The sequence below is a fragment of the Streptomyces flaveus genome, from assembly GCF_014647675.1.
Classification (GTDB): domain Bacteria; phylum Actinomycetota; class Actinomycetes; order Streptomycetales; family Streptomycetaceae; genus Streptomyces; species Streptomyces flaveus.
The window spans coordinates 1-22,858 of the sequence record NZ_BMPQ01000036.1 but is presented as its reverse complement, the minus strand read 5'-3'; the positions used below and the strand labels follow the sequence as shown (position 1 = coordinate 22,858).

Sequence of the window (22,858 nt, the reverse complement as noted above, 5' to 3'; positions counted from 1 at the left end):
AAGCCGCACGCGTCTGGCGTTACGGTGCGGGCCCGGCAAGGTCACTCGCCGTGCCGGTCGCCGTCGCCCTGCTGCGGTGCGGAGTGACAGCTCTTCGCGCCGTGCCCGGCCGGCGGCGGCACGTCCAATGAGGGGTTGCGGTCGAAGAACCCGACCGGCTTCAGCGCGAACCCGACGTACTCGCACGGCATGATGGGCCAGTCCTCGGGCCGGGGCAGATGCGAGGTGCCGAAGGTGTGCCAGAGCACCACGTCCGTGTCGGCCAGATCGCGCTCCTGCTCGATCCACTGGCCGATCCCGTCCCCGGGGTGCTGGTTCGGGTAGTCGCCGGCCGCATGCAGTTCGTCCGGGCTGTACCGGGTCACCCACAGATGAGCCCGCGCGAACTCGGCGCGTCGTGCCAGATCGCTCTCGGGGGCGGCGAGCAGGGTCGGGCCGACGAAGGGGACCAGCTTGTAGGCGACGGGCTCGTCGAAGCGGTTGCGCACACCGGGATTAGTGATCTTCCAGGTGCGAGCGGTGAGCGGATCGCACATTCTGCGGCCGTCACGTTCGTTGGTGATCTCCGTGCGGCGGGCGACGATCGCGTTTCCGTACGGGTTGTCCGGCCCTATCGGGAGACCCACCGCGTCGACCTCCACGACCGTGTTGCGCGGCCCGTCGACTTCCATGTCCAGTCGCATGTTGAACAGGTGTTGGTGGTTCGGCGCGTCCAACTGGGGCGCCACGAGCGTTCCGTATGCGGGTTTCTCGCCGGGAGCCACGGCCCGTGTCTGGACGATTCCGGTCAGCTTGGCTTCGAACTGGATCGTCCCGTCGAGGTAGAAGTACCAGAAGAAGCCGTACTCATAGTTGCCGATCGTGTGGATCGACGACACGACGAGACGCCGGGAACGCCTGACCTCCGCCTGCTCTACGTAGCGGAAGTCCCAGTGCTTCCAGAGGATTCCGTAGTCCTCCTCATGGAGACAGATGGCGTTGGCGACGGTGTGCGGGGTGCCCGACTCGTCGGAGAGCACGGCGTCGAGGTACCGGATCTCCCCGAGGCAGTCGCATCCGAGACTGAGCGAACCGACTGTCTTTCCCAGGCTGTATTCGCCCGCGTCGAAGACGTTCCGGAAGTAGAAGTCGTCGCTGGTGTCGCCGTAGGGCACCACCATCTCGCTGATGCCGGCCCGGTGCACGATCGAGCGGCGATGCCCCTCGTCCAGGTAGGAGACATCGCTGATGACGAGGCCCTCCACCACGTCGATGTGGGCGTGCAGCCGCCATCGCTGCCACTCGATGACGTTGCCGGACACCGTGAAGGAGGGTCCTTCCGGCTGGGTGATCTCGATCGGGCGGAGGTCGTCGCGCAGCGGTCCCACGCTGCCCGGGTCGTAGTTCCCGCTCTCCGGCGGAAGCGGCAGCGGATCCCCTTCGGTGATGGCCACCACCGAACGGGTGTCGCAGTCGACGACGAAGACGAGGTTCCCTACGGGCCTGGCGTAGCCGTTGTCCTCGGTGAAGTGCCGGACGTACGCGGTCGAGCGGATCACACGTCGTCGCGCGTCCACACCCTCGATCGGCAGAGTGCCGGTCGACCAGGGGTCGAACTGAACCTGCGAGAGATCGTCGACACCGTGGCGTGCCAGTGCCTCCACGGCGGCCGGGTCGTTCTTGACGATCTCGTCGAGCGCCATCAACTCGTCGATCATGATGGGCGGTTGCATGCCCGGGAGGTGCTTGAAGGAGACCAGGCTGTCGTCGGTGAGATCGACCCGGGCCTCGAACATGGCACTGGCCTCGGGGTCGTAGACGACGAGGAAGGCCACGCGGGGGATCGGGCGCGAGGGGTCGTACGCCCGCACCTGCCCCTTGTCCGGGAGGTCCAGCCGCACCAGGGGGAATTTCATCGCCCCCCGCTGAGGGTGACTGGCACGCACCACACCGACGGCCTTTTCTATTTCCTCGGCGGTCAGCGGATCGTACGGGTGTGCCGTGGTGGTGGTCACTGCCTTTCCTCCTGATGGCATGGGCGATGAAGGGTGAGGTGAGTGGTGGTCCGGGTTGTCGTCACAGTGGGGTCACTTCACTGGTGTCTTCCGCCGTCTGGTCCGTCACGGGTTCTCCCGTACGGGACGACCGGCCAAGCGCGAACAAGGACCAGACCGCACCTAGTGCCACCCACACGAGCAAAGCCCAGGGAACGGTGTTGAGAGGGCTGGCCGCCTGGTAGACCGCGCCGAACACGGCGCCGGCGGCAACTGCTACACCGGTGCTTCCCGCGATGAGCAGTTTGGTGCGGCTGACGTGGTTCCAGAGGCCCTTCACACCCGCGGCACCGACGACGAGATACATGATCGCCATGCCTGTCCCGCCGAAGCCGGCCATCCAGCCGAACGCCGACGACCATCGCGGCTGCCCGGCCCCTTGGCCGAACATCCGGTCGCCCGCCACGTGCACACCGATGATGGCGACGCACGAAACGGCGCCCAGCAGCGCGGCGCCCCACACAGGGGTACGGAACCGGTAGTGCAGAACAGCCAGCTTCGACGGCAGCCGGCCACTGCGGGCCATCGAGAGCATTCCCCGAGTCGATGCGACGCCGATTCCGATCGCCACCGCGAGGATGTCGAGAATGATCAGGACCGCCAGGAAGTTTCCGAACGCGGCAGAGCCGAACTCCTCACCGTAGGAGAGCTTCTCCAGCGGGAAGACACTGTTCTTCCACTCCTCCGAGTCGAGGCCGAAACCCATGACCTGCGCGTAGGCCACCACCACGTAGTAGACCCCGACGATGCACAGCGAGAGCATGACCGCCCGCGGCACATGGCGTTTGGGATCCGAGGTCTCCTCGGCGAGGTTGGCCGCCGACTCGAACCCGATGAACATGTTGATGCCGTACAGCACGCCGAAGAGCAGATTCAGACCCCCCACGGCGAAGGGATTGAAGGGTTCGGCGGACCAGCTCTCGCCGTTCTGGCCGCCGCGGAAGATGATGACCAGCGAGAAAACGAGGACGACGACCATGGCGCCCAGGGCGAGTATGAGTTGCGCCCGGATCGAGACGTGAACGCCGACCACGAGAATCGTTGAGGTCACGGCGGCGTACATCAGGGACAGCGGCCACCACGGCACGTCCACGGACAGGGCGCTCTTGAGCCATGTCTGCGTGAGTCCGCCGAGGACGAGGTACGTCGAGGCTCCCAGAACCAACATGGCTCCGTAGTAGAGCCATCCGGCGATCACGCCGGTGCGAGGTCCTGCACTGTCACTCACGTATTCGTAGAGAGAGCCGCACAGATGGATGCGCTTCGCGTACTGGGCGATGATCCATCCCACGCCGCACATGCCGATACCGGCGATGACGATCGCGATCGGAGTGGCGACGCCAGCGCCGCGTCCCGTGGCCGACAGGCCCACGACCAGGGGCAGGAGGGCCGCGACCGAGAAGACCGGTCCCATGAAGCCGAGTGATTGAGTGAGGACGCCGATCAGGGACAGGCGGCCGTGGGCCAGGGTGGTGCGATCAGGGCTTGTCATCCCGATCAGCCTCCAGTTTCACCACTGTGCGATATTCGTACACGCTGCACGTTTGTTGAGAGCACATCGTGTTGTGGCTCGTGGCGGGTGTCAAGGCCCGGCGGACACAAAGGCGACCGCCCCCGCCGAAGTCCTTCGGCGGGGGCGGGGGTTGACCAGCGAGGAACGCGGGATGGGCGGCCCTAGCGCGGACCCAGCAAGAACGCTCGGGCCGCTCGCGCGGCGGAGACCACTTCCGGCGTGGCCTCGTCGACGCGGTCCTGCCGGTGCGAGACGAACATGACGCAGGCGTCCAGTACGTCTCCGTCGCGGGCCAGCGGAGCGGCGACCGCGTGGGCTCCGGGTTCCACCGCACCGTGGCTGGCGACCCAGCCCCTGCGGCGGGCCTCACGGACGGCGTCCGAGTCGTCGTCGGCGGGCGCCCGTCCGGCCCGGATCGCACACGGTGCGGCCCCCCGGTCCAGCGGCTGGCGAGAGCCCTTGCGGTAGGCGAGGTGGTAGTCGGCGTCCTGGGGAACGGCCGTGGCCACGGCGACGACACAGTCCGGTTCCGGGAAGAACAGGATCGCCGTACCGCCGTACCGGTCCGCGAGCTGTTGCAGCAGTGGCTGGATGAACTCGGCGAGGGTGGGCCGCGAAGTGCCCGCGAGCGTGTGCAGTTCTCCCCCGGGTACGTACGCGCCGTCCGCGCTCTTCGCCAGGAATCCCTCCGCGGCCAGCGTGCCCGCGAGGCGGTGCACGACCGTCCGGTGCAGCCCCGTCCGGGCGGCGATCTCGGCGACCGTCAGGCCACGGGGCTGGTGAGCGACGGCCCGTAGAACGGCCAGGCCTCTGACGAGCGTCTGCGACGGCGGCTGACTGGGGCGCTTCGCCTTCTCCTCGGGTCCGTCACCCGCGCCGCCCTCCGCGTCGTTCGCGGCCTCTGCCCGCACGCCGCCTACCGCCTTCCCTGTTGCGCTCACGCGTTCAGCGTATGGCACGGGCTTGTTGGATCCGGGGGTTGACGCCGGAGCCGTACCACGCCAATGCTGTGCACTATACGCACGGATGGTGCGCATAGTGCACGGAGGAATGTCCATGACCCACGCCACCACCGTCTGGCAGGCGAACCGGTCCGGCGGCCTGACCGGGGCCGAGGCCTTGATCGAGACCTCGCTCGCCGCCGGAGTGGACGTCTGCTTCGCCAACCCGGGGACCACGGAGATGCCCCTGGTCGCCGCCTTGGACTCGGTTCCCGGCACCCGCGCGGTGCTCGGGCTCTTCGAGGGTGTCTGCACCGGCGCGGCCGACGGCTACGCCCGGATCGCCGGCCGGCCGGCGATGACGCTGCTCCACCTGGGCCCCGGTTTCGCCAACGGCATCGCGAACCTGCACAACGCACGACGGGCCCACTCCCCCGTCTTCAACGTCGTCGGAGATCACGCCAGTTGGCATCTCGTTCATGACGCTCCCCTGACCTCGGACATCGTCTCGCTCGCGAGCCCCGTCTCCGGCTGGGTCGGCACCGCCGCCTCCGGCGCGGGCCTGGCCCAGCTCACCGCCCGCGCCGTCGTGGCCGCCACCGCCGCGCCCGGCTGCGGGGCCACGCTCATCGCCCCCGCCGACTTCCAGCAGGAAGTGCTCGAGGCCCCCGTGGACGTCGAGTTGCCCCATCCCCGGAGCAGGCCTGAAGTGGCGGCGGACGTCATCGACGCGATCGCCAAGCGGCTGCGTGCCGGCGAGCGGGCTGTCCTCCTGCTGGGCGGTGCGGCACTCGACGAGCGCGGCCAAAGGGCGGCGGCCCGGATCGCCTCCGCCACCGGGGCCGTCCTGTACGGCGAGACCTTCCCGGCCGCCGCCGAGCGCGGTGGCGGCCTTCCCGACCTGGACCGGCTCCCGTATTTCCCGGAGAAGGCGATCGAGGCCCTCGCCGGGGCTCAACTGGTCGTGCTGGCCGGTGCGTTGGAGCCAGTGTCGTACTTCGGCTACGAAGGGGTTCCCAGCCTGCTGGCTCCCTCCGGCACCGTGGAGGTACTAAGCACCCCGGAGGAGGACGGCGCACTCGCGCTCGAAGTCCTCGCGGACGCGCTCGGTGCTCCCGAACCGGCCCCACAGCCGCCCCGACCGGACGACGAAGGACTCCCGGACGGAGCGCTCACGCCGCAGTCGGTCGGTCGGATCGCCTCGGCGATGCTGCCCGAACACGCCATCGTCTCGGTCGAGGGCGGCACCTGCGGCTACCCCTTCTTCACCGCGTCGTCGCGCGCCGCCCGCCACACCACCCTCACCAACACCGGCGGAGCCATCGGCCAGGGCCTGCCCGCCGCCGCCGGCGCCGCGATCGCCGCACCCGGCCGCAAGGTCGTCGCTCTGCAGTCCGACGGAAGCGCGCAGTACACCATCCAGTCGCTGTGGACGATGGCCCGCGAGCAGCTGCCCGTCGTCACCCTCATCGCCTCCAACCGCGCCTACAACGTGCTGCGCACCGAGCTCGGCCGGCACGGACAGAGCCGTCCGGGCCCGGGCGCGACGGCGCTCACCAGCCTGGACGGCCCGGCCTTCGACTGGCCCGCGCTGGCCCGCGGCTACGGCGTGCCCGGCACACGGGTGGAGACGGGCGAGGCGCTTCGGCGCGAACTCGGCCGCGCGCTCGCCGCCGGCGGTCCTCAGCTCATCGAGATGGCCCTGTGAGAGGAGCCACCATGCACAGCGCAGCAGCCCCGGTCACCGGCGCGGCGGAAGCGGTCACTCGCTTCCTGGCCGAACCGCGGACCATGTTCATCGGCGGCCACTGGGTCGGGGCCCTGAGCGGCCGCTCGTTCGCGAGCGTCGACCCCGCCACCGGTACCGTGCTCACCGCCGTTCCCGACGGCGACGCCGCCGACATCGACCGGGCCGTCCAAGCGGCGCGCCGCGCCTTCGACGACGCCGGCTGGCGGCGGATGAGCCCGCTGGACCGGGGCGCGCTGCTCAACCGCATCGCCGACGTCATCGAGGCGCACGCCGAGGAACTGGCCCTGCTGGAGTCACACGACAACGGCAAGCCGGTCTCGGTGGCGCGGGCCGTGGACGTGGGCACCAGCGTGAAACTGTTCCGCTACTTCGCGGGCTGGCCGAGCAAGCTGGAAGGCAGCACGATCCCCGTCTCGCCGCGCGACGGGCTACGGGTGCTGAACTACACCACGCGGCAGCCGGTGGGCGTGGCCGGTCTGATCGTGCCGTGGAACTTCCCCGTGTCGATGGCCTGTTGGAAGCTCGCACCCGCACTGGCCACCGGCTGCACGGTCGTCCTCAAGCCGGCCGAGGAGACCCCGCTGTCCACGCTGCGGCTCGCCGAGCTGCTCCAGGAGGCGGGGGTGCCGGACGGTGTCGTCAACGTCGTCACCGGGCGCGGTGCCACGGCGGGCGCGGCCCTCGCCGCGCACGACGGAGTCGACAAGATCGCTTTCACCGGGTCCACCGAGACGGGCCGCGCCGTCGTCCGTGCCGCCGCCGGGAACCTGAAGAAGGTCTCCCTCGAACTCGGCGGCAAGTCCCCGAACATCGTGCTTCCCGACGCCGATCCGCAGGCCGTCGCCGAGGCCGCCGCCCAGGCCGTCTTCTTCAACCAGGGCCAGGTCTGTACGGCCGGCTCCCGGCTGTACGTGCACCGCAAGATCTTCGACGAGGTGCTGGACGCCGTCACGGAGCGCGCCCGCGGCATCGTCGTGGGGCCCGGCAGCGACCCGGCCACCGAGATGGGGCCGCTGGTCTCCGCGAGACACCACGAGAGGGTCACCGGGTTCATCGACGCCGGCCGGGAGCAGGGTGCCCGGCTGGCCGCGGGCGGCGGGCGGCCCGACCTCGGCGCGCCGTACGACGGCGGCTACTTCGTCCAGCCGACGGTGTTCGTGGCGCCCGACGACGGCCTGCGCATCGTCCAGGAAGAGATCTTCGGTCCCGTGCTGGCGGCGATGAGCTGGGACGACGTGGACGATCTGGTCGAGCGGGCCAATGACTCCCCCTTCGGGCTGTCGGCCGGCATCTGGACCTCCGACCTGGGCCACGCCCATCGCATCGCCGACGAACTGCAGGCGGGCACGGTGTGGATCAACTGCTACAACCTCACGGATCCCGCGTCGCCCTTCGGCGGGTTCAAGCAGTCCGGCTGGGGCCGGGAGATGGGGCGGACCGTGCTCGACCTCTACACCGAGGTCAAGAGCGTCTGGGTCAACCTCAGCTGACATCCGAAGGCCCTTGTCGCCGAAGGCCCTTGTCGCCGAAACACCCTGTCGTTGAAGCCCCTTGTCGCTGAAGCCCCTTATTGCCCATCACGTCTGTGGGAGACACGCATGCACCTGGAACTGGGCGGCAGGACCGCCATCGTCACCGGCGGCAGCCTGGGCATCGGCAAAGCCACCGCCCGCGAACTCGCCGCCGAGGGCGCGACCGTCGTCATCACGGCCCGTCGGCTGCCCCTGCTGGAACGCACCGCCAAGGAACTCGAGTCCGAGACCGGCGGCCGGGTCGTTCCCTACGCCTCGGACACCAACGACACCGAGTCCGTACGCGCCATGGTGCGGCGTGTGGCCGACGACCTCGGGCGGATCGACATCCTCGTCAACGGCGCGGCCGCCCCTTCCGGGCTGGTCCGCAACTCGGTCGAGGAAGCCGACCCCGAACTGCTGCTGGCCGACATCAACACCAAGGTCGTCGGCTACTTCCGCTGCGCGCAGGCCGTCACCCCGCACATGAAGGCGGGCGGCTACGGCCGCATCATCAACATCGGCGGACTGACCGGCCGTTCCAGCCACGCGCTCTCCGGCCTGCGCAACGTCGCGATCGTCCACATGACGAAGGCCCTCTCCGACCAGCTCGGCCCGTCCGGCATCACCGTCAACACCCTGCATCCCGGCGTGGTGGAGACCGAGCACATCCACGAGCTCTACGAGAAGGAGGCCGCCAAGCGCGGCATCACCGCGGCCGAGGTCGAGGCGGACTTCATCGCCCGCACACCGATCCGCCGGGTATTGGAGGCGGACGAGATCGCCCAGGCCGTCTGCTTCCTCGCCTCCCCCAGGGCCGCCGCGATCACCGGCGAGTCCGTGGGCATCGACGGCGGTCTCACGCGCGGCATCTTCCTCTAGCCCACGGCCACCACCCCCTCACCCCACGGCCGCCATCCCCTCACCCCACCCGTTCGTTCCGCAGTTCCGAAAGGAAACCCACGACATGGAAGGCACCATCCTGGTCGCCACCGCGGGCCAGGGCGTCCTGCGCTCCTCCGACGACGGCGCCACGTGGTCCCGTCTCGGACTCGGACAGGCCCTGGAGTTCGACGCCGTCGTCCGCTGCCTGGCCGTCCATCCCGAACAACCCGACGTCGTCTTCGCCGGCGCCGACGCGGGACTCGTGCGCAGCTCCGACGCCGGCGTCACCTGGCACCGTGTCGACTCGCCCATGAACGACCGGACCATCTGGTCGCTGGCGATCGACCCCACCCATCCGGACACGATGCTCGCCGGAACCGGCGCCCCTTCCCGGGCCGCCATGTTCCGCACCACGGACGGCGGGGCGACCTGGGACCAACTGCCCCCGGAAATCCCGGAGTTCTGCGCGGGCGTCAACCGTCCCAGGGTCCTGACCTGCGTCGTCGACCGCTACGAACCCAAGAACATGTGGTTCGGCATCGAGGAGGGCGGCCTGTGGCGCAGCGCTGACCGGGGCGACACCTGGGAGCGGATCGACGGCACCCCTGCCACCCTGCCCCACGGCGTCACCAACTCCGACATCCACTGTGTGGTCGTCCTGGAGGGCCCGCCGAAGACGATCGTCGTCGCCGTCGTCAACGCACTCTTCGTCAGCCAGGACGACGGCGCCAGCTGGACCCGTACCGACTCCCGCAAGACGTTCGGCATCTACTACACCCGGCTGGTCAAGCAGCTCCCCGGCACCGACGACCTGCTGCTCGGCATCGGCGACGGCACCCCCGGCACCACCACCAAGATCCTGCGCTCCGAGGACCTGGGGCACACCTGGCAGGACACCGCCCTGGACACGCCCGCCAACTCGACCGTCTGGGCCTTCGGCACCCACGCCGCCGATCCACAACTGGTCTTCGCGGGAACGAAGTACGGCCATCTCTTCCGCTCCATCGACTCCGGTCGCACCTGGCGCAAGGAGTGGCGCGAGTTCAGCGAGATCACGGACGTGACCTGGACTCCGGCAGTAGCACCCGCCACGGAAGGACACTGACCTTGGACCCCGACGAGCGCGTACTCGACCCGAACGAGGAGCCCACGCCGATCCCGGCCGACCCGCAGAACGCTCCGAAGCCGCGGGTACGCCGCACCCATCTGTCGCTGTTCGTCCGCGACCCGGAGGCCTCTGCCCAGTGGTACGAGGACGTCCTCGGCATGGAGGTCACCGCACGCGGCCCGCAGTGGGTGTTCCTGTCCTTCGGCAAGAAGCACCACGACATCGCCCTGATCCGCGCCGAGGAAGGAGCCGGCACGGGAGGTGTCGGCCTGCAGCACTACGGCCTTGAGGTGGAGGGCGACCTGGAGGAGTGGCGGCGGCTGTACGGGATGCTGCTGGCCAAGGGCGTACCCGTGGTGAAGACCACGGACCACAAGATCGGCTTCGGCCTCTATTTCACCGATCCGGACGGCAACCGCTTCGAGTTCTTCCACGAGACGGTCACCGACGACGAGGAGGGCAAACGCATCCTCGGCCTGTACGGCGCCCCCAGCGAGCCGGTGGAGATCGAGCCACTCCGCGGCTAGCCCCTGGCGTCCAGGTCTCGCCCCGCCTCTGCCCCACCCCCTTTTACCGTCCCGTCTCTTCACGGAGCTCTCCATGCCCGAGTCCCGTCTCCGTCCGGAACCCGAGGAAACACCCATGCCCCAGCCCAACTTCGCCGGTTACCACATCCGCAAGTGGTTCACCCAGACCGAGGACACCCTCGCCAACGAGACAGGCGTCCTCGCGGACGGCGAGCCCGTACGCAAGATCGTCATCGCGGCGGCGATCCACAATCCCTACGCCGGACGGTTCAGCCAGGACCTCGGCGACATCGTCACCGAATCGCCCAAGCTGGGTGAGGAGTTCGGCCGGCGGATCCAGGAGGCGGCCGGCGGCCTCGCGATCCAGAGCTACGGCAAGGCGTGCCTGGTCGGCACGGCAGGCGAGTACGAACACGGCAACGCCTTCCTCACCGCGGTCTTCGCGAACCCGGTGCGCGAGGCGGTCGGCGGCGGGAAGGCGTGGGTCCCCTCGACCGGCAAGCGAGGCGGGCCCGGTACCGAACTCGACGTTCCCCTGGCCCACAAGGACGCCCTCTACGTCCGCTCGCACTACGACACCATCACGGTGAACTTCTCCGACGCCCCGAACCCGGACGAGGTCGTCGTGGTGTTCGCGTTCGCCACGCGTGGCCGGCTGCACGCCCGGCTGGGCGGTATCAACGCCGACGAGGTGCAGGGCCAGGACGGGCTGCACTGAGATGGCCGCCGACACCACCGCAGTGGGGCAGGACCGCTTCATCACACTCAACGGCCTGCGCACGCACTATGTCGAGTGGGGCTACGAGGACCGGCCCGCGATCGTCATGCTGCACGGACTGCGCAGCTACGCCCGGACGTTCGAGCCGCTGGCACAACGGCTCGGCGACCGCTACCGCGTGCTGGCCCCGGATGCTCGTGGGCGAGGTGACAGCGACTGGGATCCGAAAGGCGAGTACTACACGGAGTCCTACGTAGCCGATCTGGAGCAGTTCGCCGACCGCCTCGGCCTGGACCGGTTCGTGCTGCTGGGTCATTCCATGGGCGGCACCACCACGTACGTCTACGCCGCGCGTCACCCCGAGCGGGTGGGCGCGGCGGTCGTCGAGGACATCGGGCCCGGCTCATCGCTGTCCGGCGAGGGAGCCAAGCGCATCAAACGCGAAGTGGCCAACACTCCCCCGGACTTCCCCAGCCAGGAGGCGGCCCGCGCGTACTGGCGCGACATCCGGCCGAACATCTCCGAAGACGCCCTCGACTCCAGGCTGCGGCACACCCTCGCCCCGGACGGAGAGGGACGGTGGCGCTGGAAGTTCGACCTGGCGGGCATCGCGGCAGCCCGCCTCGACCCTGATCCGGCCCGGCAGGTGGACCTGTGGCCGTACGTCGACGCCCTTCGGTGCCCGACCCTGATCGTCCGGGGCGGGGAGTCGGACTTCCTCCCCGCCGCCACCATGGCCGCGATGACGCAGCGCAACCCGCGCATCCACACGGTGGAGATCCCCGGGGCAGGCCACTACGTGCACGACGACGCCCCCGATCTCTTCCATCACCGCCTCACAAGATTCCTCAGGAGTTCGGAGGTTGTCCGATGACCGAACCCGTCGAACACCGCACCCAGGTCGCCGTCGTCGGCGCCGGGCCCGTCGGAGCGACGGTCGCGAACTACCTCGGCCTCTACGGGGTACGCACCCTGCTGATCGACCGCAGTGAGGACATCGTCGACTACCCGCGCGCGGTCGGCATGGACGACGAATGCCTGCGCAGTTTCCAGGGCATCGGGCTCGCCGACGAGATGCTGGCCGACATGATCCAGAACGTTCCGCTGAGGATGTTCGCCGCGAACGGTGTCTGTCTCGCCGACATCCGGCCGGAAACCAAGGAGTACGGCTGGCCCCGGCGCAACATCTTCATGCAGCAACTCGCGGAGCGCACGCTGCACGCCGGCCTCGAACGCTATCCCCACGTCCGGCCTCTGCTGGGGCACGAACTCATACGTGTGGAGCAGGACGGCACCGAAGCACGGCTCCACGTCACAGACCCCCAGGGCGAACGCGTACTCGTCCACGCCGAGTACGTGGTCGCCGCCGACGGCGGCCGCAGTACCGTACGCGAGCAACTCGGCATCCCGTTGAGCGGCGACACCCATCCCCGCAAGTGGGTGGTCATCGAGTGCGACAATGATCCGCTCGACGCCCCGTACACGGGACTGCACGGCGACCCGAAGCGCCCGTACGTCTGCCTGGACCTGCCCTACAACTACCGCCGCTGGGAGTTCATGCTGTTCCCCGGCGAGGACGCCGAGGCCATGCTCCGGCCCGAGAAGGTACGCGAACTCCTCACCCGGCACGTGCCCGATCCCACGGCGCTCAACATCATCCGAGCTCGCGTCTACACGCACCATTCGCGGGTCGCCGACCGCTTCGTGGACGGCCGGATCTGCCTCGTGGGCGACGCCGCCCACCTCATGCCCCCATGGGCAGGGCAGGGCATGAACACCGGCATACGGGACGCGACCAATGTCGCCTGGAAGCTGGCGGCGGTCGTCACCGGCCGCGCCCATCCGAGGATTCTCGCCACATACGACACCGAGCGGCGCGAGCACGCCAGGACGATGGTGAAACTGTCGGACGCCCTCGGCCGGTTCCTTTCACCGACGAGCCCCACGGTGGCCCGCGCGCGCGACACCCTGTTGCGCGGACTCACGGTGGCACCGTCAGTGCGCGACTGGGTCATACAGATGCGGTTCAAGCCCGTGCCCCGGTACAGCGAGGGCGTCATGCTGCACCGCCACGGGACCTTTCGGAAGAGTTCACCGGCGGGCCGGATGCTCATCCAGCCCAGGGTCGAGACCGCCGAAGGGCGGGTGCTGCCGCTCGACGAGACACTCGGCGAGTGGTTCGCCCTCATCGGCTACGGCACTGATCCGCTCGTACATCTGGATGCTGACTCCCGTGCCTTCTGGGACCGTATCGGCACTCGCTACATCACCGTCGTCGAATCCCGCTCCGGTCGGTCCCGTACCGAGCGGCGCACGTCGATGACCGACTCGGTGACGGTGGAGGACGTCGACGGCACGCTGCGGGACTGGTTCACCCAGCACCAGGGCAGCGTCGCCGTCGTCCGCCCCGACCGGTATCTCGCGGCCCTGACCGAACCCCGAGACCTGGCGACGGTGACCGGCGCCTTCGAACGACTGGTCGCGCCGTCACGGTCCACGGAGTTCAAGGACGCCTGGCGCTCGATGCCCGTCACGGAGGGAGAGGCGTCGTGATCATCGAGCAGCGCGACTACCTCCTCAGACCGGGCGCGACGGCACACTACGTCCGTACCGCCCCGCACGAGGGAGACCGAGGATGACGGCCGACGAAGTTCCCCCGAAGGCCGCGCAGGAGTACACCGACGCCATGGCCCGCGATCGCGGGTACGTCCTCGATTGTCACAAGGTGATGGCGCGGCTCACGCCGGGGCCTGTCCCGCATGGGACGACGCAGCCTTGTTGTGACCAGGATCGCTAGTTGGCATCAGGCAATCTTCGTGACCTGCACTGATGCCAAGTAGCTTCAACGACTGGAGGCTCGAATCAGAGAGATGGTTGGCACTTTGGCACAGCGCAGGGCCACGCCCGCTACGGAGCTCGAGGTCGACGTGGTGGCCCCAGGTGCGTTCGGTCACCTTCACGCGTCAAAGGGCGGAATCCGACGAGCGGGAGAGGTGGCCCGGATCACTCGGCGGCTCAGGCGGCTGCCAGTTTCCGGATGCGTGGGTGGTTCTCCAGTGCCCACCGCACGGTCTTCGGCGGGCGTCCGAGGAGGGTTTCCAGTTGGTCGGTGGTGCCGCGGTATCCGCCGCCGCCCATCAGCCGGGTCAGGGTCTTCAGGTGCTCCGCGGTGTGCGGGAACGCTGCCAGGGCACTGTCCACGTAGGTCTCGTTCCAGGTTTCGACGTCTTCGGGAACGTAGGTGACCTGGCGTCCCAGTGCGGCGGCGTAGTCCTGGGCGAACCCGTGCATGTCCTTCAGCTCCGGGCCGTTGAGGTCGTAGGACTTGGAGATGTGCGGCGCCGGGTCGGTGAGGATCTTCACGCACAGCTCCGCCACGTCGTAACTGGCGATGGGCGCGAGCCGATGGTGGCCGAAGGGCAGGCGCAGTTCACCGTTGCTCAGCGGGCCCAGCGCCAGCCAGGTCATCAGGGGGTTCTCGACGAACATGGCGGCCCGTATGTTGACGGTCGGGAGGCCGGACCAGTCCAGCACCTGCTCGGCGATCCAGTGGGCGCGTTGTTGCGGCGACCACTGCGTGACGAGTCCGCCGAGCCATGCACGCCGTTCTTCCTCCGGCGCGGTCATCTTCTCGAACGTCATGAACGACTGCTCGTACTCGGAGATGTTGACGAAGACCTCGATGTCGCTCTGGGCCCGTGCCGCCGCGGCCATCAGGCTGACGGCGTCGGTGTAGTACGGCGACAGGCTCATGCTGAAGTAGATGCGGCGGACGCCCTTCAGCGCGGCGATCACGTCGGCGATGTTGAGCAGGTCACCGACGGCAACCTCGGCCCCTGCCTGCCGGAGCGCGTGGGCGCGTTCATCGTCCTGGCGCACGAACGCGCGCACCGGGTGCCCTCGTTCGAGCAGCATGTCGACCATGGTGCGGCTCACGCCGCCGATTTCGCCGGCGGCACCGGTGATCAGGATGGGGTTGCTCTCTGGCATCAAGGTGTCCTCTGCCTGGTGGGGGGAGTCAGCTGTTGAGAAAGCCACGAGGCGGATGCCGCGTAGCGTCATCGGGACGCGGGGCCGTCGATGCGGGTGAGGAAGTCGAGGAGTGCGGCGTTGACCTCGGCGGGACGCTCCTGCTGTGTCCAGTGACCGCGACCCGGCAGCATCACCGGGCCGTGCAGGTGAGGCGCGACAGCGGTCAACGGATTCTCCGACCCGCCCTGGCCACGGAAAATCAGGAGTACCAGCTCTCCGGCCAGCCGTGCCAGCCGTGCAGCAGCAGGACCAGCGGTCCCTGCCCCTGCTCGGCGATGTGCAGCCGGATCACCGTTCACGTCGACGAAGCGGTGGGTGAGCGGACTTTCCACGCAGATCTCCTTGAAGTGCGTGAGTGCGTGCTACTACTTCGCCAGCTGGGCGTACATGGTTTCCAGGTCGGCGGACAGCTGGGACTTGACCCAGCGGGTGATGTCGTCGGCCAGCACCTCGTGCGCACCTGCCTCGATGCCGTCGAGTGCGGCCACGGCGATGTCGCGGGGGTCGGCCTTGGGTGCGTCGACGCCCGAGGTCATGTCGGTGTCCACGTAGGCCATGTGGAGCCCGGTCACCGCGATGCCGCGCGGCTGCAACTCCAGGCGCAGGGAGTTGGTCTGCGACCACAGGGCGGCCTTGGAGGCGCCGTAGGGCGTGCCGTCGGCCAGCCAGGACAGGGCGGAGTGGGCGTTGAGGATGTGACCCCCGCCGTTGCGCTCGATGATCGGCACGAAGGCCCGGGTGACCAGCAGCGGCCCGTAGAAGTTGGTCTCCAGATCCCGGCGCACGTCCTGCATCGGGGAGTTGAGGTACGAAGCGCGGACGGAGGCCCCGGCGTTGTTGATCAGGATGGTGACGTCCTGGGCCTGCTCGGCTGCGGCTGCCACGGATGCCGGGTCAGTGGCCTCGAGTGCCAGCGGAACCGCACCGGGGTGCGTCACCGAGCGCGGGTCACGGGCCGTGGCGTAAACCTTGCCGGCGCCGCGCGCGTAGAGCTCCTCGACCAGCATCTTGCCGATGCCCCGGCTGCCTCCGGTGACGAAGACGTTGGCGCCCTTGATTGCTGTCATGACTACCTCCACGAAGATGGAAACCGATCGGTTTTCACCACCGTAAACCGATCGGTTTCGTCATGCAAGTCGGTTGAGCGGCGGATGACTACGGCGCGCGGTGTCGAGGTGGAGTCGGGCGGAGCTCAGGTTTCGGGGGCCGGCTTCGCATCCATCGGCGGAGTCCGTACTCGCCCGGCGCAGGCCGGTGAAGCCGCGAGCCCGCCGACAGTGACGAAGAGCGTTTCGGTCGCCGAGCCTGCTCGAAGACGGGGCGCGTCAGCGCACGGCTGCCGCATCAAGCAGGAGAGCCACAGTGGGTGCGATGAGCCCGGCCAGATTGTCGGCCTGAATGCCCGCGCGGGCGTTGGCGCCGTCGAAGACCAGGATGAGCTGCCGGGCCAGCAGGTCGGGATCGCTCGCGCCACCCCGTTCGGCCTCGGAACGGAAAAAGGCCGTCAGATCCGCTTTGATCTGGTGGGCCACCCGGCTCGCGGGGTGGGCCTGATTCTTGAGCTCGATCTGCACGGCCAGGTACCGGCAGCCGCGGAACTCGGGGACACCCGCCTGCGACTCCACCCGCTCGAAGACATGCAGGATCCGCTCGCGGGGTGAGCGGCCGTCGTCCGCCGGCGGCAGGAGCCCGGCCACGAAGCCGGCGGCGCGCTCCTTCAGGCTCGCCGCCAGCAGTTCGTCCTTGCTCTCGAACAGCTGATACATGGAGCGCTTGGACACCCCCGCCGCCTTGCACAGCGCCTCGACGCCGATGCCGACACCGTCTCGGTAGGTGAGCGTGGCCGCTGCCTCCAGCAGCCGCTCTCTGGGACTTGGCTTCGCTTTGGTGGTCATACCGCGAGGTTAACCCGAATCGGACAAAATAGAAACCGATCGGTTTCCAGGGGGTGCCGGGGAGACGCCTGGCACCGTGCGGACGCCTGAAGGCCACTCAGAGGCTCGGCAACGGTCTTGGCGGGGACGCGGTGCAGCCCCTTCCGGGATCACCGGACGGACTCGGCGGACTGCGGGCGGTCACGTACCGCCGTGCCGCAGACTGGCACTGATCGCTTGACCACCCAGGGGATGGATTCCATGACTGACCGGCCTTTGACGCTGATGGCAGTGCACGCCCACCCGGACGACGAAGCCACGGGAACAGGGGGTGTCCTGGGGCGTTATGCGGCGGAGGGCATCCGCACAGTGCTCGTCACGTGCACCGACGGTAGCTGCGGTGACGGTCCGGGGGGCGCCAAGCCGGGCGACCCCGGGCATGATCCGGCTGCCGTTGCCGTGGTGCGTCGAGGCGAGCTCGAAGCGAGTTGTGACGTCCTGGGGGTCGGTCATCTTGAGCTGCTCGGGTACGCCGACTCCGGGATGATGGGTTGGCCGGCCAACACCGCGCCCGGATCGTTCTGGAGTACGCCCGTGGATGAGGCAGCCGCTCGGCTGGCCGAACTGATGCTGCGTTACCAGCCTGATGTCGTCGTGACCTACGACGAGAACGGGTTCTACGGCCACCCCGATCACATCCAGGCGAACCGGATCACGATGGCAGCGTTGTCGCTGACCGGGATGGCGTCGAAGGTGTACTGGACGACGGCGCCGCGCTCGATGATGACGCAGTTCGGTCAGATCATGCGCGAGTTCGGCATGGACTGGGAGGAGCCGGATCCGTCCGAGGCCGGAGAGGGGCCCGAAATCGGCCTGCCCGACGAGGAGATCACCACGTGGGTGGACACCACTGAGTTCGGCAGCCAGAAGTTCGACGCACTGGCCGCGCATGCCAGCCAGGGTGAGAACATCTTCTTCCTGCGGATGGGCAAGGAGAGGTTCACGCAGCTCATGGGCGTGGAGACGTTCGTCCGGGTCCACGACACCACCGGCGCGCCCCTGCCCGAGAACGACCTCTTCGCCGGCCTGCGCTGAGCTGTCGACGTCGACATGCGAGGCCGTGGACCAGGCGCCGGTGGCGAACTCCACGCAGTCCAGGCTCAGTTCGGCGGCCAGATGGAGTGTCTCGTCGAGTGTGAGCCGCCCGAAGCTCTCGCAGAGGAGGTCACACGAGCCTGACCGGTCCGGCGTCGATCGGCAGGCGGACCAGGAGGTAGGGCTTGCGGCGCAGGTCCTTGCCCTCGTGGAAGGGCGAAAGGCGGTTGAGCTGGTTGGCGATGGCGTACAGGTGCCGGTCCGAGGCGACGGACAGGGTGTCGATCCAGAGCAGGTCGCTGCCCTGGGCGAGGGTCCGATAGGTGCCGTTGGGGTTCCTGCGCCAGAGGGAGTTGTGTTCCAGGTCGCCGCCGTAGAGCCGCCCCTTGTCGTCGCTCTCCAGGCCGTCGGCCATCGGCTTGAACCCGAGGTCCTCAACCGTCGCCGCCACCTCGGCGTCCGTGGCGTCCGGGTCGGCGAGGGCGTCGGTGGACACGCTGTGCAGCCGGCGGCTGGACAGCGGGCAGTAGTACAGGCGCGTGCCGTCGGCGCTGAGAGCGATGCCGTCGGAGCCGGTCTCGTAGTGCGTGGGCTCGCCGCCCGCGGGGCGGACCATGAAGGGCTCGCCCTCGATGACCGGAAGGAACTGCCGGTCCGGGAGCGCCGAGGGGTGCCCGGCCAGCCGCCGCCAGGAGCGGCCGGTGGCGAGGTCGACCACGATCACGCCGTTCGAGCCGCCCGAGTCGGTGATGAACGCCATGCCCTCGGCGCCGCGCCGCAGGTCGAAGCGCACGTCGTTGGGGTAGCTGTTCGCCGGCACCACCTCGGGCGGGAAGAGAATCTTCCGTACGATCCGGTCGGTGCGCAGGTCGACGGCCACGAGCTTGGGACCGCCGTAGGAGGACCCGGCGAACAGCGGGCTTCCGGTGTCGAGGACCCACAGCCGGTCGGCCGCATCGACGACGACGCTCTGCACCGACTGGAAGTGCCCGGCCAGGTCGGAGGCGTCCTGGCGGTTCACCTCGGCGTCGGGGTAGGCCACCGGCTTGCCGCCCCGCAGTTCGGCGACGGTGAACGGGACATCGTCGCCCCAGCGGGGAAAGTTGACGAAGATGCGGCCGCGGCGCGAGACGGTGACACCTGTGGGCATCGCGCCCCAGAAGCGAGCAACTACCTCATAGTTTCTGGCTGTTGCACCGGAGACGGAGGCGGGTCCGGCGAGTTGGGTGGCGGCCAGCGACGCGGTGGTCGCCGTAAGGAACGTACGTCGTTTCATGAGAGCGTCTCCTGTCGGGTCAAGTCACTGGAGGGCGCGGCGAGTTGCCGCAGCACCTCGGCGCGTGGGGGGAATGGCCGGACACTGCCGTGGCTGGTGGAGGCCGCCACCAGGAGCGCTGTCCGCCGAGGACATCGCCTGCGGCTACCGCCAACTCCTGGAAGGGGAACGGGGTCAAACGGCCGGTGGACCTGGTGCTCTCAGTTCCGCCGGGCTGCCGGGCGGGTCTTCGCGACCATGCTGCGGTCCCCCGAGGAGACCATCGCGTGAATGGGTACGGTGCTGACGCTCATGAGCGTCGCAAGGCCCCGGCGGCCCTGCTGGCGAGCGAGCGCCGGACCCATGAGGTGCATCAAGGCGGTGAGAGCCGGCATCGGACGCCCGAAGAGCGTGATCTCCGTGATGCGTGCCTGGTCGTCGAGCCGCAGCATCTGCACCTCCTCGAACGACTGGGAACCCACCCGCGCCCGGTAGACCAGGGCGTACGTGTCGCCCTCGCCGGTCTGGGTGTGGTAGCGGACGTCCTTGACCGCCGCGAACGCCACGGTCAGGAAGTCGCGCAGCTGGTCAGATCCCTCGAAGCGGAACTGGTCGGTGAGCGGCGAGCTGAGCACGACGTCCGGGCTCAGGCACGCGACCGCGGCTTCGACATCACCGCGTTCCTCGGCGGAGCGCCAGCGCGCGATGGTAGTGGCGGCGGAGTGCAGGGTCTCGGACACGGGTCTCTCCCGGTATCAACGGCGCGAACGGGTTTGTGGGTGGCGGGATGCGCGGGTGGCGGGTGTCAGCCGGTGAGCTTGTTCATGCTGCGGATCTGCTTGTCCAGGACCCAGGCGGGAACAAAGCGGAGCATGCGTGCGCGCCCGGCCAGGGGTCCGGCGGCGTAGCGCAGTTTCGGCTTCGCGTCGGTCGCTGCCGTGACGATCGCCTTGGCGACCACGGCCGGGTCGTCGCCGCCCTTGATCGCCTCCGTCATCAGGCGGTCGAAGACGTGCCGCTGGTCGGCGTAGGTCTGCAGGGGCGTGTCGGGCTTGGCGCTGTTGGCCTCGAATCCGGTCCTGGTGTAGGCGGGTTCGACGAGCAGCGAGCGGACGCCGTACTGGCGGACCTCGTGGTCCAGGGACTGGGAGTAGCCCTCGATCGCATGCTTGGAGGCGCCGTAGACGGCCATGTAGGGCGCGGGCAAGAACCCCTGCACGGAGGAGAGGTTGATGATGCGCCCGCGTCCCTGAGCGCGCATGTGCGGCAGGACCGCCTGCACCATGCGCATGACCCCGAAGACGTTGATGTCGAAGACGCCCTGGGCCTGCGTGATGGAGGTTTCCTCGGCCGCACCGATCGAGCCGATGCCGGCGTTGTTGACCAGGACGTCGATCCGCCCGAACTTCTCGATCACCTGCTGGACCACGGCGGTGACCGACTTGTCACTGACCACGTCGAGGTCGAAGAACGTCACACCGCCCAGCGGGGCGACGCGTGAGGTGTCGCGGCCCGTGCCGGCCACCTCGAAACCCGCCGCGACCAGCGCGAGCGCAGCTTCCTTGCCGATGCCGGAGGACGCGCCCGTCACGAGGGCCACCGGTCGATTTGTCGTCATCATGCACTCCCGAACTCATCTTGGAAACCGATCGGTTTCTCTTGGCATCACTGTAAACCGATCGGTTTCCAATGCACAAGCTCAAGCGGGGAACTGATTCCGGGCCCGCGCCACGGCCGTCTTCAGGCTGAGCCGACCGGCGCCCGCCGACATGGCGGCACAGGCTGGATGAGCAGGCAGGACAGACGCGAGAGCGTCATCCCCGCGCCGCGATCGCCGAGTTCGCACTCAAGGGCCACCACGGCACCCCTGCCAAGGCGATCGCCAAGTGTGCCGGTGTCACGCAGCCGCACTTCTTCCGACTCATCTCGGGCAAGAAGGCGATCGTCGCTGCCTTGACGCGGAGCGACGTAGATGCAGGTATACGCCGTCACGGCAACCGCCGACGCACGGGGCGACGACCAGCTCGGCGAGCATCCGGCCCGGCTGGACGAGACCCCGGGAAACCACGCCCTGCCGCTGAGCGCCGGCGCCGACAAGACCACAACCTTCCCCGCACCCAGCTGCTCATCAATTCCCTTACGATCACCGGGTATCGCCCCGAGTACCGGGGAGCAAGGTCCAGCAGTGCGGTTGATGCCAGGCCTGACAGGCCGGCCGGCCGGGGTGCACACCAGGTGCAGTTTCAGGCCCCAGTAGAAGCGGGAGTGGGAGCGGCAGTAGCCGTAGTTGGCCCAGTCGGCCAGGTCGGAGCGGTTGACGGTCTCGCGGGAGCGGGCGCATTCCACGGGGGTGGAGTACCGACCCGGGCACGAACAACAGCCTGCCCACAGACCTTCACCGAACAGATAGAAGCACCCCCCACTCGTCACGCTCCGCCTTGGCGCGTCGTCCTGAGCATGCCGGAGGGCATCTAAGGGAGGAGTCTCACTGTGAGACGCTGCAGCTCGGGGGACAGCTCCGTGCCGTTCGGCGACGGCGGCATGTGCGCGTGCGGCGGCCAGGGACTTCACGGGCATCAGACCGAGGCGGCCGGCGAAACTCGGCCCGCGTCGACGAACGCGCGGTCATCCCGGTGATGGGTTACGACATCGAATTCGCCGCGTCCGCAGACGTACTGGCCCTCACTGCTCGCCACTGCTCGCTGAGACGAGCCGCGCCCGCGTACCTTCGTAGCAGGATCCGAGGTCTTCACCCACGATCAAGCGCTATGGCAGCGTCCTCGCCTCTGCTACCGAGGCTGACCGGAAGGCACGCAGAACATGAGCAGGCAACGCGACCGCTGGGCGGAACTGACAGGCGGACAAGCCGGAGAGAAGTACGCCCAGCGTTTCGCGCGGCTGGCCGAATCGGGCCATGACATCCACGGCGAGGCCGCCTTCTGCGCCGCACTGCTGAAGCCCCCCGCCCGGATCCTCGACGCCGGCTGCGGCACCGGCCGGGTCGCGATTCGGCTCGCCGAGCTGGGCTACCACTGCACCGGCGTGGACACCGACCTTTCCATGCTCGCTGTCGCCCGCGGTGACGCCCCCGGGCTGGATTGGCTCCACGGCGACCTGGCGCAGCTGGATGCCCTCGGCCTGAAGCCGGGCTTCGACCTGGTGGTTGCCGCCGGGAACGTCATCCCCTTGCTGGCCTCCGGCACCGAATCAGCCGTCGTACAGCAACTGGCTGCCGTCCTGCGTCCCGGCGGACTGCTGGTCACGGGCATGGGGCTGGACGCGGCACACCTGCCGCTGCCGGAACCTCCAGTGACTCTGACGGAGTTCGATCACTGGTGCGCCCAGGCCGGACTGACCCTGCGCCACCGCTACGCCACCTGGGGCGGCGATCCCTACTGTCAAGGCGGCGGCTATGCCGTCAGCGTGCACTCCCTCCCCACCAACTGAATCCGCGCCCCAGTCACCAGCACACGCTCTAGCTGCAGCTATGCGCTAAATCACCAGCATTGCAGGTCAGCGACTCAGCGCACCTTCGGTGCGCGCCGGGGGCGTGGTAAATGCCGTGACGCGCGCCGGAGGTGCTTCTGTCCGCCCTGACGTGGGCCGATGTCGGTCC

The 22,858-nt window shown here is 68.7% G+C and carries 20 protein-coding genes and 3 pseudogenes; 11 read left to right on the top strand and 12 right to left on the bottom strand.

Annotated elements, in window-relative coordinates:
* Positions 1–41: 41 nt before the first annotated feature.
* From IEZ21_RS40160 to IEZ21_RS40150, 3 genes are all read right to left on the bottom strand, one after another.
* Positions 42–1,994, bottom strand: a complete 1,953-nt coding sequence (locus IEZ21_RS40160; protein ID WP_213089417.1) for a primary-amine oxidase — start codon at positions 1,992–1,994, stop codon at positions 42–44.
* 61 nt (positions 1,995–2,055) lie between these two features.
* Positions 2,056–3,525 carry an APC family permease gene (locus IEZ21_RS40155; protein ID WP_189326764.1) on the bottom strand — a complete coding sequence of 490 codons (1,470 nt, stop codon included), beginning with the start codon at positions 3,523–3,525 and terminating at the stop codon, positions 2,056–2,058.
* Between the two features lie 182 nt (positions 3,526–3,707).
* Positions 3,708–4,487, bottom strand: coding sequence for an IclR family transcriptional regulator (locus IEZ21_RS40150; RefSeq protein WP_189326763.1), 780 nt, complete (start codon positions 4,485–4,487; stop codon positions 3,708–3,710).
* A 115-nt stretch (positions 4,488–4,602) separates the two neighbouring features.
* On the opposite strand from IEZ21_RS40150, the gene IEZ21_RS40145 reads away from it, so the two are divergent.
* The 8 genes from IEZ21_RS40145 (at position 4,603) to IEZ21_RS40110 (ending at position 13,539) form a co-directional block, all read left to right on the top strand.
* Positions 4,603–6,195 (top strand): acetolactate synthase large subunit, encoded by a 1,593-nt coding sequence (locus IEZ21_RS40145; protein ID WP_213089416.1) that lies wholly within the window; start codon positions 4,603–4,605, stop codon positions 6,193–6,195.
* Between the two features lie 11 nt (positions 6,196–6,206).
* Positions 6,207–7,727: an aldehyde dehydrogenase family protein gene (locus IEZ21_RS40140; protein ID WP_189326762.1), complete on the top strand. Its 1,521-nt coding sequence runs from the start codon at positions 6,207–6,209 to the stop codon at positions 7,725–7,727.
* Between the two features lie 108 nt (positions 7,728–7,835).
* Positions 7,836–8,630: an SDR family NAD(P)-dependent oxidoreductase gene (locus IEZ21_RS40135; RefSeq protein WP_189326761.1), complete on the top strand. Its 795-nt coding sequence runs from the start codon at positions 7,836–7,838 to the stop codon at positions 8,628–8,630.
* Positions 8,631–8,715: 85 nt separating this feature from the next.
* Entirely contained in the window at positions 8,716–9,738 is a 1,023-nt protein-coding gene (locus IEZ21_RS40130) for a WD40/YVTN/BNR-like repeat-containing protein (protein ID WP_189326760.1), read from the top strand.
* A gap of 2 nt (positions 9,739–9,740) precedes the next feature.
* Positions 9,741–10,268 carry a VOC family protein gene (locus IEZ21_RS40125; protein ID WP_246568675.1) on the top strand — a complete coding sequence of 176 codons (528 nt, stop codon included), beginning with the start codon at positions 9,741–9,743 and terminating at the stop codon, positions 10,266–10,268.
* 115 nt (positions 10,269–10,383) lie between these two features.
* Complete coding sequence (locus IEZ21_RS40120; protein WP_189326759.1) at positions 10,384–10,986, top strand: amino acid synthesis family protein; 603 nt, start codon at positions 10,384–10,386, stop codon at positions 10,984–10,986.
* 1 nt (position 10,987) lies between these two features.
* Positions 10,988–11,860, top strand: coding sequence for an alpha/beta fold hydrolase (locus IEZ21_RS40115; RefSeq protein ID WP_189326758.1), 873 nt, complete (start codon positions 10,988–10,990; stop codon positions 11,858–11,860).
* Entirely contained in the window at positions 11,857–13,539 is a 1,683-nt protein-coding gene (locus tag IEZ21_RS40110) for a bifunctional 3-(3-hydroxy-phenyl)propionate/3-hydroxycinnamic acid hydroxylase (protein WP_189326757.1), read from the top strand. Before IEZ21_RS40115 ends, IEZ21_RS40110 begins: the two co-directional genes overlap by 4 nt.
* Before the next feature lie 462 nt (positions 13,540–14,001).
* On the opposite strand, the gene IEZ21_RS40105 is transcribed toward IEZ21_RS40110, so the two are convergent.
* The 5 genes and pseudogenes from IEZ21_RS40105 to IEZ21_RS40090 form a co-directional block, all read right to left on the bottom strand.
* Positions 14,002–14,976 (bottom strand): NmrA family NAD(P)-binding protein, encoded by a 975-nt coding sequence (locus IEZ21_RS40105; RefSeq protein ID WP_189326756.1) that lies wholly within the window; start codon positions 14,974–14,976, stop codon positions 14,002–14,004.
* A gap of 68 nt (positions 14,977–15,044) precedes the next feature.
* The gene (locus IEZ21_RS40100; protein ID WP_373302359.1) at positions 15,045–15,185 is read right to left on the bottom strand and encodes an alpha/beta fold hydrolase; all 141 of its coding nucleotides are present in this window, start codon (positions 15,183–15,185) and stop codon (positions 15,045–15,047) included.
* A gap of 35 nt (positions 15,186–15,220) precedes the next feature.
* Positions 15,221–15,350: pseudogene (locus IEZ21_RS48995) on the bottom strand (alpha/beta fold hydrolase); the annotation flags it as partial.
* Between the two features lie 33 nt (positions 15,351–15,383).
* Positions 15,384–16,085: an SDR family oxidoreductase gene (locus tag IEZ21_RS40095; protein ID WP_189326755.1), complete on the bottom strand. Its 702-nt coding sequence runs from the start codon at positions 16,083–16,085 to the stop codon at positions 15,384–15,386.
* A 258-nt stretch (positions 16,086–16,343) separates the two neighbouring features.
* Complete coding sequence (locus IEZ21_RS40090; protein ID WP_189326754.1) at positions 16,344–16,913, bottom strand: TetR/AcrR family transcriptional regulator; 570 nt, start codon at positions 16,911–16,913, stop codon at positions 16,344–16,346.
* Positions 16,914–17,153: 240 nt separating this feature from the next.
* On the opposite strand from IEZ21_RS40090, the gene IEZ21_RS40085 reads away from it, so the two are divergent.
* The gene (locus tag IEZ21_RS40085) at positions 17,154–17,987 is read left to right on the top strand and encodes a PIG-L family deacetylase (protein WP_189326753.1); all 834 of its coding nucleotides are present in this window, start codon (positions 17,154–17,156) and stop codon (positions 17,985–17,987) included.
* 130 nt (positions 17,988–18,117) lie between these two features.
* Here IEZ21_RS40085 and IEZ21_RS40080 read toward each other — a convergent pair whose 3' ends face one another.
* The 3 genes from IEZ21_RS40080 to IEZ21_RS40070 form a co-directional block, all read right to left on the bottom strand.
* Positions 18,118–19,263, bottom strand: coding sequence for an L-dopachrome tautomerase-related protein (locus IEZ21_RS40080; protein ID WP_189326752.1), 1,146 nt, complete (start codon positions 19,261–19,263; stop codon positions 18,118–18,120).
* A gap of 200 nt (positions 19,264–19,463) precedes the next feature.
* Entirely contained in the window at positions 19,464–19,982 is a 519-nt protein-coding gene (locus IEZ21_RS40075) for a nuclear transport factor 2 family protein (protein WP_189326751.1), read from the bottom strand.
* A gap of 65 nt (positions 19,983–20,047) precedes the next feature.
* On the bottom strand, positions 20,048–20,860 hold the full coding sequence (locus IEZ21_RS40070; RefSeq protein WP_213089415.1) for an oxidoreductase: 813 nt from the start codon (positions 20,858–20,860) through the stop codon (positions 20,048–20,050).
* A 164-nt stretch (positions 20,861–21,024) separates the two neighbouring features.
* On the opposite strand from IEZ21_RS40070, the pseudogene IEZ21_RS48685 reads away from it, so the two are divergent.
* Positions 21,025–21,138, top strand: a pseudogene (locus IEZ21_RS48685) (hypothetical protein); the annotation flags it as partial.
* A 297-nt stretch (positions 21,139–21,435) separates the two neighbouring features.
* Here IEZ21_RS48685 and IEZ21_RS48135 read toward each other — a convergent pair.
* Positions 21,436–21,597, bottom strand: a pseudogene (locus IEZ21_RS48135) (IS982 family transposase); the annotation flags it as partial.
* Positions 21,598–22,062: 465 nt separating this feature from the next.
* On the opposite strand from IEZ21_RS48135, the gene IEZ21_RS40060 reads away from it, so the two are divergent.
* On the top strand, positions 22,063–22,689 hold the full coding sequence (locus tag IEZ21_RS40060) for a class I SAM-dependent methyltransferase (RefSeq protein WP_189326749.1): 627 nt from the start codon (positions 22,063–22,065) through the stop codon (positions 22,687–22,689).
* Positions 22,690–22,858: the final 169 nt, after the last annotated feature.

What these genes read in the sequence shown, in the direction of transcription:
- IEZ21_RS40080 (WP_189326752.1), bottom strand. Translation starts at nt 19,263, where the DNA reads ATGAAACGACGTACGTTCCTTACGGCGACCACCGCGTCGCTGGCCGCC.
- IEZ21_RS40155 (WP_189326764.1), bottom strand. Translation starts at nt 3,525, where the DNA reads ATGACAAGCCCTGATCGCACCACCCTGGCCCACGGCCGCCTGTCCCTG.
- IEZ21_RS40085 (WP_189326753.1), top strand. Translation starts at nt 17,154, where the DNA reads ATGACTGACCGGCCTTTGACGCTGATGGCAGTGCACGCCCACCCGGAC.
- IEZ21_RS40115 (WP_189326758.1), top strand. Translation starts at nt 10,988, where the DNA reads ATGGCCGCCGACACCACCGCAGTGGGGCAGGACCGCTTCATCACACTC.
- IEZ21_RS40090 (WP_189326754.1), bottom strand. Translation starts at nt 16,913, where the DNA reads ATGACCACCAAAGCGAAGCCAAGTCCCAGAGAGCGGCTGCTGGAGGCA.
- IEZ21_RS40070 (WP_213089415.1), bottom strand. Translation starts at nt 20,860, where the DNA reads ATGACGACAAATCGACCGGTGGCCCTCGTGACGGGCGCGTCCTCCGGC.
- IEZ21_RS40060 (WP_189326749.1), top strand. Translation starts at nt 22,063, where the DNA reads ATGAGCAGGCAACGCGACCGCTGGGCGGAACTGACAGGCGGACAAGCC.
- IEZ21_RS40140 (WP_189326762.1), top strand. Translation starts at nt 6,207, where the DNA reads ATGCACAGCGCAGCAGCCCCGGTCACCGGCGCGGCGGAAGCGGTCACT.
- IEZ21_RS40110 (WP_189326757.1), top strand. Translation starts at nt 11,857, where the DNA reads ATGACCGAACCCGTCGAACACCGCACCCAGGTCGCCGTCGTCGGCGCC.
- IEZ21_RS40130 (WP_189326760.1), top strand. Translation starts at nt 8,716, where the DNA reads ATGGAAGGCACCATCCTGGTCGCCACCGCGGGCCAGGGCGTCCTGCGC.
- IEZ21_RS40120 (WP_189326759.1), top strand. Translation starts at nt 10,384, where the DNA reads ATGCCCCAGCCCAACTTCGCCGGTTACCACATCCGCAAGTGGTTCACC.
- IEZ21_RS40105 (WP_189326756.1), bottom strand. Translation starts at nt 14,976, where the DNA reads ATGCCAGAGAGCAACCCCATCCTGATCACCGGTGCCGCCGGCGAAATC.
- IEZ21_RS40135 (WP_189326761.1), top strand. Translation starts at nt 7,836, where the DNA reads ATGCACCTGGAACTGGGCGGCAGGACCGCCATCGTCACCGGCGGCAGC.
- IEZ21_RS40095 (WP_189326755.1), bottom strand. Translation starts at nt 16,085, where the DNA reads ATGACAGCAATCAAGGGCGCCAACGTCTTCGTCACCGGAGGCAGCCGG.
- IEZ21_RS40145 (WP_213089416.1), top strand. Translation starts at nt 4,603, where the DNA reads ATGACCCACGCCACCACCGTCTGGCAGGCGAACCGGTCCGGCGGCCTG.